11 protein-coding genes are annotated in these 15,095 nt (G+C 63.1%); 7 read left to right on the top strand and 4 right to left on the bottom strand.

Annotation, left to right across the window (positions count from 1 at the left end; translation table 11 throughout):
• Window positions 1–149: 149 nt before the first annotated feature.
• From CRO48_RS03460 to CRO48_RS03485, 6 genes are all read left to right on the top strand, one after another.
• Window positions 150–1,580, top strand: coding sequence for a basic amino acid/polyamine antiporter (locus tag CRO48_RS03460; RefSeq protein ID WP_097136749.1), 1,431 nt, complete (start codon window positions 150–152; stop codon window positions 1,578–1,580).
• A gap of 239 nt (window positions 1,581–1,819) precedes the next feature.
• Entirely contained in the window at window positions 1,820–3,253 is a 1,434-nt protein-coding gene (locus tag CRO48_RS03465) for a basic amino acid/polyamine antiporter (protein ID WP_097136350.1), read from the top strand.
• A 25-nt stretch (window positions 3,254–3,278) separates the two neighbouring features.
• Window positions 3,279–4,517, top strand: coding sequence for an arginine deiminase (gene arcA / locus CRO48_RS03470; protein WP_097136351.1), 1,239 nt, complete (start codon window positions 3,279–3,281; stop codon window positions 4,515–4,517).
• A gap of 65 nt (window positions 4,518–4,582) precedes the next feature.
• Complete coding sequence (locus tag CRO48_RS03475) at window positions 4,583–5,683, top strand: efflux RND transporter periplasmic adaptor subunit (RefSeq protein WP_097136352.1); 1,101 nt, start codon at window positions 4,583–4,585, stop codon at window positions 5,681–5,683.
• Window positions 5,683–8,778: an efflux RND transporter permease subunit gene (locus tag CRO48_RS03480; RefSeq protein ID WP_097136353.1), complete on the top strand. Its 3,096-nt coding sequence runs from the start codon at window positions 5,683–5,685 to the stop codon at window positions 8,776–8,778. Before CRO48_RS03475 ends, CRO48_RS03480 begins: the two co-directional genes overlap by 1 nt.
• An 8-nt stretch (window positions 8,779–8,786) precedes the next feature.
• Window positions 8,787–9,437 carry a hypothetical protein gene (locus CRO48_RS03485; protein ID WP_245423409.1) on the top strand — a complete coding sequence of 217 codons (651 nt, stop codon included), beginning with the start codon at window positions 8,787–8,789 and terminating at the stop codon, window positions 9,435–9,437.
• Between the two features lie 123 nt (window positions 9,438–9,560).
• Here the strand turns inward: CRO48_RS03485 and CRO48_RS03490 are convergent, their stop codons facing one another.
• The 3 genes from CRO48_RS03490 to CRO48_RS03500 all read right to left on the bottom strand — a co-directional run bounded on the left by CRO48_RS03490 (window position 9,561) and on the right by CRO48_RS03500 (window position 13,970).
• Window positions 9,561–10,721, bottom strand: coding sequence for a helix-turn-helix domain-containing protein (locus CRO48_RS03490; protein WP_097136355.1), 1,161 nt, complete (start codon window positions 10,719–10,721; stop codon window positions 9,561–9,563).
• 554 nt (window positions 10,722–11,275) lie between these two features.
• Window positions 11,276–12,040 carry a 4'-phosphopantetheinyl transferase family protein gene (locus CRO48_RS03495; protein ID WP_176526642.1) on the bottom strand — a complete coding sequence of 255 codons (765 nt, stop codon included), beginning with the start codon at window positions 12,038–12,040 and terminating at the stop codon, window positions 11,276–11,278.
• Window positions 12,041–12,185: 145 nt separating this feature from the next.
• Window positions 12,186–13,970: a hypothetical protein gene (locus CRO48_RS03500; RefSeq protein WP_097136357.1), complete on the bottom strand. Its 1,785-nt coding sequence runs from the start codon at window positions 13,968–13,970 to the stop codon at window positions 12,186–12,188.
• Between the two features lie 136 nt (window positions 13,971–14,106).
• On the opposite strand from CRO48_RS03500, the gene CRO48_RS03505 reads away from it, so the two are divergent.
• On the top strand, window positions 14,107–14,406 hold the full coding sequence (locus CRO48_RS03505; RefSeq protein WP_245423410.1) for a hypothetical protein: 300 nt from the start codon (window positions 14,107–14,109) through the stop codon (window positions 14,404–14,406).
• 16 nt (window positions 14,407–14,422) lie between these two features.
• Here CRO48_RS03505 and CRO48_RS03510 read toward each other — a convergent pair whose 3' ends face one another.
• Window positions 14,423–15,064 (bottom strand): TetR/AcrR family transcriptional regulator, encoded by a 642-nt coding sequence (locus CRO48_RS03510; RefSeq protein WP_097136358.1) that lies wholly within the window; start codon window positions 15,062–15,064, stop codon window positions 14,423–14,425.
• Between the last annotated feature and the right edge of the window lie 31 nt (window positions 15,065–15,095).

Raw genomic sequence — 15,095 nt, forward strand, 5'->3', positions numbered from 1 at the left:
GAGACCCGCGGAGAAACGCCGCCGCGGCAAACGGGACGCTCTGCCAAGTCTTGGGATTCGCAGCCGATTACAGAGCGCTGTCGATTGTGCAGGATCGCGGGAACCCTGAAGGAATCAGGGACTGATATTGCAAGGGATGGATGAAGGACATGGCGCCGGTGACGCCGCAGAAATTCACGCTCTGGACACTGACGGCAATGGTGGTCGGCTCGATGGTCGGCGCCGGCATCTTCTCGCTGCCGCAGGCCTTCGGTCGTGCCACAGGTCCGTTCGGCGCGCTGGTCGCCTGGACCATAGCCGGCGTCGGCATGCTGATGCTGGCGCTTGTCTTCCAGACGCTGTCACGCCGCAAGCCCGATCTCGATGCGGGCATCTATGCCTACGCCAAGGCAGGCTTCGGCAACTATCCGGGCTTTCTGTCCGCGCTCGGCTACTGGTCCGCAGCCCTCCTCGGAAACGTTTCCTACTTCGTGCTCATCAAGTCCACGCTCGGCCTGTTCTTTCCCGTCTTCGGCGACGGAAACACGATCGCGGCGGTCGCGGTCTCGTCGGTACTGCTCTGGTGCATGCACGCGCTGATCCTGCGCGGCATCAAGCAGGCGACGGCGCTCAACAACATCGTCACTTTCGCCAAGATCATTCCCATCCTGCTCTTTATCGTCATCGTCGCGCTGAATTTCGATGCCGCGCAATTCACCGCGAGTTTCTGGGGTGGCGAGCAGGCCGGCCTGTCGGACGTTGCCAGCCAGGTTCGCGCGACAATGCTCGTCACCGTCTTCGTGTTCGTCGGCATCGAGGGCGCGAGCGTTTATTCGCGCTATGCCCGCAGGCGAGAGGACGTGGGGATCGCGACCCTGATGGGCTTTGCCGGCGTGCTGTGCCTGCTGATCCTGGTGACGCTGCTCTCCTATGGCGTGCTGCCGCGGGCCGAACTCGCCAGCCTGCGCAACCCGTCTATGGCGGGGGTGCTCCAGGCCGTCGTAGGCCCGTGGGGCGCCGTGTTCGTCAGTGTCGGCCTGCTGATCTCGGTTGCCGGTGCCTATCTCTCCTGGGTGCTGCTGGCAGCCGAGATCCTCTACTCGGCCTCGAAATACGAGACGATGCCGCGCTTTCTTTCCCATGAGAACGCGCAGGGCGTTCCCTCGAACGCGCTGTGGCTGACGAACATCGTCGTCCAGATCTTCCTGATCGTCACGCTGTTCACGCAGTATGCCTTCCGCCTGGCGCTTGAGCTCACGAGCTCGATGATTCTCATCCCGTATTTTCTGGTCGCGGCCTATGGTCTGAAGCTGGCATGGAGCGGGGAAACCTACGGCGGCGAGCCCGGTTCTCGCCGCGCCGATCTCGTTCGCGCCGGCATTGCGACGCTCTACACCGCCGGCCTGATCTATGCCGCAGGCTCCGAACACCTTCTGCTGACCACCGTGATCTATGCGCCTGGAACGATTCTCTATCTCATTGCGCGCCGGGAGCAGGCAAAACGTGCCTTCACGCCGCTGGAGCTCGGGCTCTTCATCCTCGCAGTCCTCGGTGCCTGCCTCGCCATCTACCTGATCGCGACAGGCGTAATCACGGCCTAACCCGCCGTTGCCCGATGCCGACCGCTTGAATTCAAGGGGCAAGGGGAAGCAACGCCGATCGCAGCGGGCGGGCGGCAGCTTTTTTTCGCGGAAGTCAAGGGGCGGAATTGTGAACGCAAAGCATAGTTTTGGGATTCTGTGCTCATCACAGCCGTTGTTGTTCCGCATTATAGTTTGGGCCGATGCGACGGCATCCAACGAAAATCATCAGTAGTTTTAAAGCACTTATCGGGGGCGAGATGGCTACGGAGACGACGCAGAAATTCTCACTGTTCGCACTGACGGGCATGGTGGTCGGCTCCATGGTCGGCGCGGGCATCTTCAACCTGCCTGGCCGTTTTGCCAGCGCCACCGGACCGTTCGGCGCGATCATCGCCTGGCTGATCGCGGGCACCGGCATGTATATGCTGGCAAGGGTGTTCCAGGCGCTGGCGGAGAAGAAACCTGACATCGATTCGGGCGTCTTCGCCTACGCCAAGGCCGGGTTCGGCGACTACATGGGCTTCCTTTCGGCCTTCGGCTACTGGCTGGGGAGTTGCCTGGGCAACGTTTTCTACTGGGTCCTGATCGGCTCGACGCTGGGGCGGTTCTTTCCGGAAGTGTTCGGCGACGGCAGCACGCTGACCGCGATCGTCGTCTCTCTTGTCGGCATCTGGTCCTTCCACTTCATGATCCTGCGCGGCGTCGAACAGGCGACCTTCATCAACACGGTCGTCACGATCGCCAAGATCGTGCCGCTCATCATCGCAATCATCGCCTTCGTCGTCGTCTTCAACTACTCGCAGTTTGCCGAGAACTTCTTTGGCGGCGTCGGCATGTACGAGAAGTCGCTGGTTGCACAGGTGCGCGACACCATGCTGATCACCGTCTTCGTCTTCCTCGGCATCGAGGGCGCAAGCGTATATTCTCGCTTTGCGAAGAAGCGTTCCGACGTCGGCTCGGCCACCATTCTGGGCTTCGTCGCCGTGACCGGCCTGATGGTGGCCGTCACGCTGTTGCCCTATGCGACTGCGCCGCGCATTGACATCGCCGGTGTTCAAAACCCGTCGCTCGCCGGTGCGCTGGAACTCGCGGTCGGCCATTGGGGCGCGGTGATGATCTCCATCGGCGTACTGGTATCGGTGCTCGGCGCCTATCTCGCCTGGTCGCTGATCTGCGCCGAAGTGCTGTTCGCCGCGGCGAACTCCAGGGACATGCCGCGGATATTCGCAGCACAGAACCGCAACCGCGTGCCGGCCAACGCGCTGTGGCTGACGAACATCGTCGTTTCGCTTTTCGTGATCTCGACCTACTGGTCGCGCGACGCCTTCAACTTCATGCTCGACATGACGAGCGTGACGGCGCTGCTGCCGTATCTTCTCGTCGCCGGCTACGGCGTGCTGATCGCCCGGCGCGGCGAAGGCTACGAGACGACGCCGCAGGAGCGCGGGCGAGACCAGATCTTCGCATGGATCGCAGTGGTCTACACGCTGTTCATGTTCGTCGCCGCCGGTCTGAAATATGTGCTTCTGGTCGCAGTGCTCTTCGTGCCCGGCACCATTCTCTACTTCTGGGCCCGCCGCGAGCAGAACGCACAGATCTTTACGCCTGTGGAACTCGTCATCTTTGCCGTCACCGTCGTAGCCGGCGCTATCGGCACATACGGCCTGCTGACAGGCACCATCACCCACTAACGAGAAAAGAACGGGAGTCCCCAAGATGGAAAGCAATTTCGGCGTGCATTCCGAAGTCGGCCAACTGCGCAAGGTCATGGTATGCGCGCCCGGCCGCGCGCACCAGCGTCTCACCCCCTCCAACTGCGACGACCTGCTGTTCGATGACGTGCTGTGGGTCGACAATGCCAAGCGGGACCATTTCGACTTCATGACCAAGATGCGCGATCGCGGCATCGAGGTGGTGGAGATGCACAACCTGCTGGCGGAAACCGTGGCCATACCCGAGGCCAAGAAATGGATCCTCGACAACCAGGTCGTGCCGAACCAGATCGGCCTCGGCCTGTTGGACGAGGTCCGCTCCTATCTCGAGGGCCTCTCCAACCGGGAACTCGCCGAAACGCTGATCGGCGGCCTTTCGACCTATGAATTCCCCGAGACGGTCGGCGGCGACCAGCTGATGCTGATCCGCGATGCGGCCGGCGTCAACGAATACCTGCTGCCGCCGCTGCCGAACACGCTCTACACCCGCGATACGACCTGCTGGATCTATGGCGGCGTCACGCTGAACTCCCTCTACTGGCCCGCCCGGCACGAAGAGACGATCCTCACCTCCTCCATCTACAAGTTCCACCCCGATTTCGCCGGCAAGGTGAACGTCTGGTGGGGCGACCCGACCAAGGACTGGGGGCTGGCCACGATCGAGGGTGGCGACGTCATGCCGATCGGCAAGGGCAACGTGCTGATCGGCATGAGCGAGCGCACGTCACGCCAGGCGATCAGCCAGGTGGCGGCGGCCCTGTTCGAAAAGGGCGCGGCGGAGCGCGTCATCGTCGCAGCCATGCCGAAGCTGCGCGCGGCCATGCATCTCGATACCGTGTTCACCTTCGCCGACCGTGACTGCGTGCTGCTCTATCCCGATATCGTCAACGGCATCGACGCCTTCTCCTACCGCCCCGACGGAAAGGGTGGTGTCGAACTGCACAAGGACAAGGGCACATTTGTCGAGACCGTGCGCGATGCGCTCGGCCTCAAGAAAATGCGCGTTGTGGAGACCGGCGGCAACGACTACATGCGCGAACGCACCCAGTGGGACAGTGGCGCGAACCTCGTCTGCGCCTCGCCGGGCGTTGTCTATGCTTACGACCGCAACACCTACACCAACACGCTGCTGCGCAAGGAAGGCATCGAGGTGATTACGATCACCGGCGCCGAACTGGGCCGCGGACGCGGCGGCGGTCATTGCATGACCTGCCCGATCATCCGTGATGCGGTCGACTACTGACAACCTTCGAGAGAAACGCGCGCGGCCGCGGTCGCGCGCTGTCCCAGCCGCCACAAGAGGTTCTCATGACGCCGAAGCTCTTCCTCACACGACAGGTGGCCGTGCGCGGCATGTGGCTGGCCGCCGCACTGTTTCTCGTAACCGGTTGCCAGAACGAGGAGGAACAGACGGAGGTGCCCCCGCGGCCGGTAAAGACCGTCACCGTATCCTTCAATCCGGACGACACCTTCGGCTCGCTCGTTGGCGAGGTGCAGCCGCGTTTCGAAACCAATTTCAGCTTCCGACAGGGCGGCGAAGTGCGCGAGCGCGCCGTCGAGGTGGGCGATATTGTCAAGGCGGGCGACGTACTCGCAAGGCTTGATTCCGAAGACCAGCAGGATGCCGTCCGCAAGGCCGAAGCCAACGTCTTTGCGGCCGTGGCTAACCTGCAGAACGCCGTCCAGAACCGAGACCGGACCCAGTCGCTCTATCCCCGCACGGCAACCCGGCAGGCGCTCGATGCCGCGATCGCCCAGGCTACCACGGCCCAGGCGAGCAAGGACGCGTCCGAAGCTGCGCTTCGCGTCGCCAACAACAACCTCGACAACCGCACCGTGAAGGCCAATACCGATGGCGTCGTCACGGCCGTCGGCGCCGAGGTTGGCCAGAATGTCGGCGGTGGCCAGATGGTGGTTCGCGTGGCGCGCCTGGAGGACAAGGACGCAGTGTTCCAGGTCCCCGAAAGCGCGATCCAGGCGGCCAGTCGCGACATGCGCATCGAGGTGCGGCTTCTGAGCAATCCGCAGAGCACGACCGGCGGCAGGGTCCGCGAGATCTCGCCGGTGGCCGACGCGATCACCCGCAACTTCACCGTCCGCGTCGCCCTGGACAATCCGCCGGAAGACTTCCGTTTCGGCAGTGCGGTGCGCGGCAGCGTCCGCCTCGCCGGCGATGCCGTCGCCCGTCTGCCGATGACGGCCCTGTTCAATAAGGGCAACGACTCGGCGGTCTGGGTCGTCGATCCCGCGAGCAGCACGACAAAACTGGTGCCGGTGACCGTCCTGCGCTTCGAGACGGACGATTTCCTGGTGACGAAGGGCATCGCCGCCGGCGACAACGTGGTCGTCGCCGGCGCGCAGCAGCTGCGCCCGGGCATGGCTGTGCGCCTGCTGCAGGGAAACCGCTGATGAACGAAGGCTTCAACCTGTCCGAATGGGCGATCAAGCGCCAGGCCCTCATCATCTTTCTCGTTCTGCTCAGCGCCGCCGCGGGCATTTTCGCCTACGTCAATCTCGGCCGCGACGAGGATCCGGAGTTCACCTTCAAGACAATGGTCGTCTCCGCCGGCTGGCCGGGCGGCACGATCGAGCAGACCACCGACCAGATCACCGACAGGCTGGAACGGACGCTCGAAGAGGTGCCGCATCTCGACCATCTGCGCAGCCTGACGAGCGCCGGGCAGTCGGTCATCTATGTCATTCTTGATGATGCGACGCCGCCAGATGCGGTCGGGGAATCGTGGTACCAGGCCCGCAAGAAGGTCGGCGATATCGCCGCGACCCTGCCCGCCGGCGTCCGCGGGCCCTTCTTCAACGACGATTTCGGCGACACGTTCGGCATCATCTACGGCTTTACGTCCGACGGCTTCAGCGACCGCGAAGTTCGAGACTGGGCCTATGAAGCGCGCAACCGCCTGCTGAAGCTCGACAATATCGGCAAGGTCCAGTTGATCGGCACGCAGGAAGAGACGATTTACATTGAGTTCTCCGTCGAACGGCTGGCGAGCCTCGGCCTCAGCACCGCGACCATCATCTCCACCATACAGGCGCAGAATGCGGTCCTTCCGTCTGGCCAGCTGACCACCGATCGAGATCGGACGGTCCTGCAAGTGTCGGGCAGCCTCGTGAACGAAAACGATGTGCGCGATCTGAATATTCCGACCAGCTCCGGCTTCGTCCGCCTCGGCGACATCGCCAGCGTCACGCGCGGCACGGTAGACCCTCCGCAGCCACGGTTCAGGGTGAACGGCAAGCCTGCGATCGGACTGGCCGTCTCGATGGCCTCCGGCGGCGACATCCTGCAACTCGGCGCGAACATCGACGCCGTCATGAACCGGTTCGAGCACGACCTGCCGATCGGCATCGACTTGTCGCGGGTCGCAAGCCAGCCGACGGTGGTGGACAACGCTATCCGCGGCTTCACGACGTCGCTCGGGCAGGCCGTCATCATCGTGCTCGGCGTCAGCTTCCTGGCGCTCGGGGTTCGCGCCGGTTTGGCCGTGGCAGTATCGATTCCCCTGGTGATGGCGCTGACGTTTCTTTTCATGAACATCACCGACATCGCCCTGCAGCGTGTCTCCCTCGGTGCCCTCATCATCGCGCTGACGCTGATGATCGACGACACGATGGTCACCGTCGAGATCATGATGGCGAAGATCGAGGAAGGGATGGACCGCGTCAAGGCGGCTGCCTACGCCTATACCTCGACGGCCTTCCCGATGCTCGCCGGCACCCTCGTTACCATCGCCGGGTTCATTCCGGTGGGCTTCGCCCAGAGCTCGTCCGGCGAATATGCGCGCTCTCTGTTCTTCGTCATCGGATTTGCGTTGATCGTATCCTGGCTGGTGGCCGTGCTGCTGACCCCGATCGTCGGCCTTGCTGTTCTGAAGCAAAGCACCAGCACGGGCGAGAGAGCGGAAGGTGCGCTCGTTCGCGGGTTCAAGAACATCCTGTTCGCCTGCATACGGATGCGCGTCCTCGTCATCCTGGCGACGGTTGCCCTGTTCGTCGTTTCGATCTTCGCATCGCAATACATGCGGCGGCAATTTTTTCCCGCCTCGGATCGGCCGGAACTCCTCCTGTCCCTGACCATGCCGCAAGACTCCTCGCAGGAGGCGACCGGTGCCGAGGTGACGCGGATCGAAGAAATTCTGGCCGCCGACGAAAGCGTCGCGGACTGGAGCTTCTATGTCGGCTCGGATCCCGTTCGCTTCTATCTGTCGATGGATATCAACCCGCCGGCGCCGTTCCGCGCGCAGGCGGTCGTCATCGCCAAGAGTGTCGGCGAACGCGATGAATTGCAGGCGCGGCTGCAGCAACAGCTCGACGACCAGTTCCCCAATGTCATCGTACGCGTTTCACCTTTGGAAATGGGACCGCCCGTCGGCTGGCCCGTCCAGTATCGCGTCAGCGGGCCGGATATTGCCGGGGTCCGCGACCTCGCCTGGAAGGTCGCGGACGTGCTCCACGACGTTCCGGGAGCCGTCGAGCCGAACCTCGACTGGAACGAGCCGATCCGCAAGGTTGTCATCAATGTCGATCAGGACCGCGCCCGGCTGGTCGGGCTGAACTCCTCGGTCATTGCCCAGGCGCTGTTTGCGACGTCCTCCGGCCTGCCGATCACGCAGGTGCGGGACTCGATCTATCTGGTCAATGTCGTTATCCGCGCGACCCCGGAGCAGCGCATCGACATCAACACGCTTCGGTCGCTGCAAATCCCGGTGGGCCCCAACCACACGGTGCCGCTCTCAAGCATAGCATCGGTGGAATACCAGACAACGCAGCCGCTGATCTGGCGCCGTGACGGATCCACGACGATCACGGTCCAGGCCGATGCGGCAACGGGCGTGCTGGCGACCGACATCGTCGATGCGGCCGCGCCGAAGATTTCAGCGCTCGCGCAGGACAACCCGAACTACCGGATCGAGGTCGGCGGCTCGGTCGAGGGAGCGGAGGACGGCCTTGCCGCCGTGACCGCCATGTTGCCGGTGATGGCCGTCATCATCCTGGTCATACTGATGTTCCAGTTGCAGAGCGTGCAGCGGCTGTTCCTCGTCATCAGCGTCGTGCCCCTCGGATTGATCGGCGTCGTGCTGATCATGCTGATCACGCGCGTGCCCGTCGGCTTCATTGCGGTGCTCGGCATGATCGCCCTGATCGGCATGATCACACGCAACTCCGTCGTCCTGATCGATCAGATCGACAAGAAGATCGAGCAGCACGGGCGCTCCTGGCAGAGCGTGATCGATGCAACGGCGGACCGTGTCCGACCGATCTTCCTCACGGCCGGTTCGACCATTCTCGGCATGCTGCCGATCATCCGCGATCCGTTCTGGAAGCCGCTGGCCTTTACGGTCATCGGCGGCCTGATCGTGGCGGCCGTGCTGACGCTGATCTTCCTGCCGGCTCTCTACGTGCTCTGGTTCCGTGTACCGCCGCAGGCGAAGGACGAGCCTGCGCCAACCGGCACCGAACAGCCGGAACTGGCACCGGCCGGCTCGTGAGCGCCCCGATGGATGGCGCAACGCGGCCGGCGAACGACGTCGTGACATCGGGCAAGCCGGCGCCCGACGCGCTGCACCGCGGCGAGGAAACGATGAGCAATGGCGATGCGGTCAATCGGATCGAAATCAAGCTGCGCGACCTGTCGCAGCTGTTCGAGACGCTGGATCCGCTACCCTTCCGTGCGCGCGATCTGGCCGCGCATGCCGAGGAATACATTGCCGACAGCGCCCGCGAAATGCCACGTGACAAGCCGTTTGAGCTCGTGGTCTATCTTCCCGAAGGGACGGGCGAGCAGGAAGTGGCGCGCGATCTGCGCGCCTCGATCGCCACCTTCTTCCGCCAGCGCGCGGCCGTTACGAACAGGGAGTTGCGCGAGCTGTTCAGCACCGGCCGCAGGACCCTCCTCATCGGCTGCCTGATCCTCGGCGCCTGTCTGATCCTGGCGCAGGCCTTCGCCGCCTTCATGCCGGAAAATGGCATCGTCGTTTTCGTCGAGGAAGGTCTCGTGATCGTTGGCTGGGTGGCGCTGTGGCGTCCGCTGGAGATCTTCCTGTACGAATGGTGGCCGATCGCAAAAGAACGCAAGCTGTTCGAACGCCTTGCCGCGGCAGACGTCCGTTTGCGTTTCTATGATCCCGCCGGCCACAACGGCGTCTGACGAGGTATAGGAACCTCAGCGAGCTCTGGGCCAATCAAGCGTGCTCCGCGGGAACATTGCCGGCGGCGACCGGCGCCAATAGGGCAGTGAAATCCTCCACCCGCGGTCTTGGCGCCAGACCGTTCAGGCCGCCTTCCTGTCGTTCTGCAGGCGCCATAGAAGGGCGCCCAGCCACTCCTCGGGGGGAAGGCTGGACATGCTTTCCGCCGCATAGCTCGGCCGCCCGATGCGCTCCCCGCGACGAACGTCGCTCGGGCTGTAACCGAACTCGCGCTTGAAAGCACGGCTGAACTCGGCACCGTCGAAGCCGCGCTGTTCGGCAATCTCCAGGATGCGCCTTTGCTCGTTGGGATCGGCGAGCGCGGAGTGGGCGTCCAGCAGCCGGCGGTGCTGGATGTAGCGGTTGACGCCGCCGGCCGGTTCGAAAAGCCGGTAGAGGCGCGTGCGTGAAATCGCCAACTCCCGCATCAGCATCTCCGGCCCGAGCTTCGGATTGTAGAGGTTCTTCTGAATAAACTGCCGCGCCTTTTCCAGACGGAGCGTCACGAGGGTGCCCTGCGCCTCGTCCAGCCGGTCGGCGTTGGGTGCCACGCAGGACAAAATCATTTCCCGCGCCGCCGACATCAACCTCGGCAATTCGTCCACACGCATGCACGTCACCTGATGGGCGAGGCCAATCATGAACGTCGTGAACATACGCCCCATCGCCGTGTCGAGCGTCGTGAACTCGGCCGCGTCGAGTACCCCGGCCATATCGCGACAGAAGTCGCGCGGCACCCACAGCATCAGCATTTCGCTGTCCGACATCGCGCCTTGGAATTTCCGGCCCAGCGTGTGGATCTGAACCACGCCAGGCCGCCCGACGAAGCTTGCGTTGGAAGTCGTCGTTGAAGAGTGGCCGCTGAGCAGCAGCGTCATCACCCAATGATCGAGCGGGTGGCTCTGCGCCTGCGGCGGCCTGCAGGAATAGCGCACCGCCCCCGTCTTGATCCGGGAGAAGGCGAGCCCGCCGAGATCCCAAAGATCCTGGCTTCCGTAAAAATCTCCGCGCGTCTCGCGAGAAAGATCGACCATCGGCGCAAAACTGCGGCACCAGGCGTCGAAGCGGTCAGCGACGCGGAGAGCATCCGTCGAGAATGCATAGGTTGGAACGAGGGGGGCGATCTCGGCCGGCTGTGTCGCTGCGCCACGTCCGCGTGCCGCCTGCCCGGCGACATGTGCTACCGCGGAATTGAAATTCAGGTCGGCTTCTCGTCCAGTCAGCATTCCAACGTTTGTGTTCATAACGAAACTCCCAATGGCAATTCCGGTGACGCGGGATTCCTGAAGGGCCGGGACACCGAGGCCGACAGGACCGCCGGCCTGAACGCATCACGCGCTCGACCCGGTTTCTGCAGGAAAGGCACTTGCTTCCACGTCTGAGCGCGTTCGTATGGATCTGCACGGCGGCCGCCGCGAGATATACTTACGGCGACTGGCCGATCTTAGCCTATTTCGGGAAGTAGAAGGAGGTGGGAGAAATCGTGAGAAACGACCGAAGCATGAGACGGTGAAACAATAGTGACGCTCCATGTATGGGAAACCTCCCGAGGCGGAAGATTCATGCAATGCACCGTAATTTCAACAGAAGGGGTCAAAACAAACAAACCCCCCAAGGAGAAGACGCGCCAAAAGCGTCCGCCCAATATGTATTTCGTGGGTCAAACCGGGCGACGCCGATCCTCAATTAGCAGATTTATGGCACAATACTTCCGACTTGAACATACGGCAAATATTACAAATGCTTGACGATCGCCATTTTTCGAAACTATTCTGGGCCAAAAGCCCATGCCCTCGCGTCAATAGGCGCCGCCGAACCAGGCTTGCCGTGCCATTGTGAGGCGCTCCAGTTCGTCCGTGAGCTCGCTTGAGGTTCGGCACGCGACAAACGAGGCGCGCGCGGCATCCCGGGCCTCCGCAAGCAGGTGGTCGTCGTCCAGCAGATGCCACGTCCCGATAACGTGTCTGCCGGCAATGTCGGCGGAGAAGCCGCCGGCCTGAATAGCGACGGAAATGCTCTCTGGCGCGATGGAGAAGCCGGCGCCGCAAGCTTTCAGAGCCGCCTCCTTCGCCGTCCAGACCCGCAGATATCGCGACGTTCCCGCCGATGGCAGGTCCCGCATTTCCATGGGCGACAGGAAGGAAGCCGCTATCTCGCGCCAGAAGGCCTCGGGTCGATCTGCCTCGACATCGACACCGACAGCCCCCGACCTCGACAGGCCGATGGCGACCCATCGGCCGCTATGCGTCAGGTTGAAGTCGAGCCCCATCGGCACCACGGTCGCAGGCTTGCCATTCGGGCCGGCCACAAAGGCAAGTGCAGAGGCCGGAATACCGCTCACGGCTGCAATCGCATGGCGAACGAGCGCATGGCCTGCCTGGTAGCGCTCCCGATCCTCAAGGTGAACAAATCCATCCGCCTGCCGGCGTTCGGCCGCATCCAGGACATCATGCGGCATTGCCGAAAGCACGGCACCGACGCGCGCGGCCAGGACGTGCACAGGCTCCACAACTGCTTGCAGGGTGCTCTGCGAGGGGTCGGGCATGTCGGCGACCGGCTCCATCACATCCATTTCCAATGCAGGACAGCTCCGAAACGAGCCGGGCGACGAACATGGCTCGAACCGACGAAGGCGGAATCGGTCTGTTGCGGCACAGCGCACGCATCAACGGCGCGGCTATCGTCCGCCCCTATGTCGGCTCGGCCTGTCAACGGGTCACGCTTGCGGGTGAAGGCAAGGCCATGCCCGCCTTCTTCAAGCCATCGATGAAATGCGCCTGATCTTCGGGGCGATGGATCCGGGTGCGGACTTCCCGCGCGGGATCCTTGACGAATTCCGGAGCGTTGATTTCCAGCCAGCGCATCTGCTCCGCAGCCTCCTGCATCTCGCCACGTTGGCCGAGGATGGCGATCATGATGATGCGGTAGATCGGATTGCTGGCAAGGTCCGACATGCGCGCCCATTTTTCCGCCGCGCCGTAGTCGCCCTTGACATAGGCGCATACGGCCAGGGCGGCTTCGAAATAGCCGAGCGGTCCGGGATTGGCACCGAGGGCATCGGAGACCATCGCGCACCCCCGATCCCATTCGCCCGCCAGCGCGAGCCGGAAGCCGTACTCCGCCGCAAACTCCGTATCGTTCGGATTGATCGAAATGCCGCGCGCGCCGATTGAAAGCGCCGTCTCCACATTTCCCTGGAAGAAATAGGCGAGCATCTCCGCCTCCAGAGCGCGAAGATTTTCCGGATCGAGTTCGACCGCACGCTTCGCCGTCTCCGCGGCCCTGTCGATCGATGCGACCGCAGGTGAGCGCAGGTGATAGCGGAAGCGGTACTCATCGAGATAGGTGAGCGAAAGCAGTGCCCAGGCAGTCGCATAATCCGGATACTTTTCTGCAGCGCGCAACAGGCAGTTCTGAACGGCGGCATGTGATCTGCTGTCGAGATTTGCGCGATACCCATAGTAGGACAGCGTGCATGCATAGGCGTCCCAGTCGTCGGGCGGCGACTGCAGCAACCTGGCTGCATCCGTCTGGAAAATCACACCGTAAGGCTGCGCCAAAGCTGTCACCACGGAGCGCGCAATGTCGGTCTCCATGGCCAATACGTCTGAGACCTGCAGTTGGCGGTCGTAGCTGTTCGACCAGATGACAGAGTTGTCGGCACGATCCAGCAAGCGCACGCTCAGACGGATCTTCTGCTCGTCGGTGCGCACGCTTCCCTCGAGCGCATAGAAAGGCAGTCCACCATGCGGCTGCGAGGTGTCCTCTTTACCGCCCGGATCCGCCTGCTTGGTCACAACGGTGATTTCGCGAAAGCGCGCCATCTGACCGATGACTTCGTCCGTGAGCCCTCTGGCCAGGGCAGACGAGTTTCTTGTGTCGGTCAGGTCCTTGAACGGCTCGATGAGCACCGTCGCAACGCCCGGTTTTCCTGGAATGGAATTTTGCCGCCTGGCAAGCTCTGTCGCAGGTCGCACCAGCGCCGTGTAGACGACGAGCGCCGCCACGACCACTGCGGCAGCACCGACAACCGCCCAGGCCAGTTGGCGCGGGAGCGCGGGCGGGGAGCCTACGCTCGTACGGCGTCCCTCATCGGACTGCGGTCTTGCTACCGCCCCCCCGAATCGGGTGAAGACCGGCACATACCCGCCCTTGGGCATGGTGATGATGATGGGATCGTTCTGCCCGGCCAGCAGGTAGTATCGCTCCAGCGAGCGACGAACGCGCCCGGCCTCGATGCGGACGACGGGATCGTTCTGGGCGTCGAAGGAAGCGTCGCGGCCGAACACCTCGACCGCGATGGAAAAGGCCTTGATCCGGTCGGAGCGACCTTGCAGTGTTTCATCAACGACATAGGTAAGAAATCTACGCGCGCGTTCCGGCGCTTCGAAGGCTGAACTGCCCTGGATCTTCGCCAGTTGCGCCCTGACTTCGCGATCCGAGGGCGGCGTCTCCACCTCCGCCAGCAGTGTTCCCTGGTGTACGAGGCTCATAGCTTCCCCCAGCCGCAACACGCGAGGCCACAGGCGCCCACGCCTGTATACTCGGGTATCTTACGTCAACTCGACACGTTGTCCAATATCATCGCAAGAGATGCATCAACGCTCCTGACAGGGAGGACGCGTGGGCATGGCGACTGCCGATTTCAGCTTGAGCGAGGGCATGCCATCGGTCGTTCGTCGATTTCCGATGCAGGCCGAACGTATACGAGCGCTGATCTGGCGCGACGACGACTTCCGCTCCATGTGCGATGATCTGGCAGCCGCCGAACGTGCGCTGGCCACCGTCGACAATCTGCCGCCGGAGTTGCGCGATCGGCGGCGCGCCGAGTTCATCGACCTGATCGAGGGCCTGTTTGCCGAAATCGAACATGCCCTCAGCGAATCAAACGTCGTCCGATTGAGCCGGATGGATCACCGCCTGCGCTGAGCGCGATTGCTCGACATCAGGTTGGCGAGACGCCGCGGACGAAAACCCGGATGCATCGCCGCAGATGAACGCGCCGGGCCTCCGGACTGAGCCATCCGGGCCTCATCCCCCCGAAGATCATGTCCATCAGCATTCTCGCGCCGCTCTGGGGGTCATCCATGACAAGGCGGCCCGCTTCATCCTGCCGCTTCAGCCAGTCTGCGAGACTGTCGCGGGATCGCTCGATGCCCTCCTTCCGCAAGATCTCTGCAAGTTCCGGCACGCGCGCGGAATCCCGCATGACGACATGGATGAACGCCTCCCGCTCGCGGTAGCTTCCTTCGTCCAGGTCGATCATGAAGATCTGCTCCAGCACGTCCTGCAGGCTCCCTTCCTCCTGCTCCGGCCTTGGCAGCGCCAGCATCATCTGCCGGTGCGAGGCGACGGCGGCGAGGAAGAGGGCCGTTTTCGTCGAAAAGAGCCGGTAGAGCGTCTGCTTCGAAATCCGACAGTGCGTCGCCACGATATCCGTCGTCGTGCCGGCATAGCCGAGTTCGACGAAGGTGCGCCGGGCGATGTCAGCGATTAAGGCGCGGCGCTCGTCGTCGCTCTGCGTCCTCGGGCGTCCCCGCTTCCGGGCCGTTTGGGTTACGGGTCGTTTCTCTTCGCGGTTGGCCATTCCTGGTCTCGGGCTGCCCTTGCCTGTCGAG

The sequence above is a fragment of the Rhizobium subbaraonis genome, from assembly GCF_900220975.1.
GTDB lineage: Bacteria > Pseudomonadota > Alphaproteobacteria > Rhizobiales > Rhizobiaceae > Mycoplana > Mycoplana subbaraonis.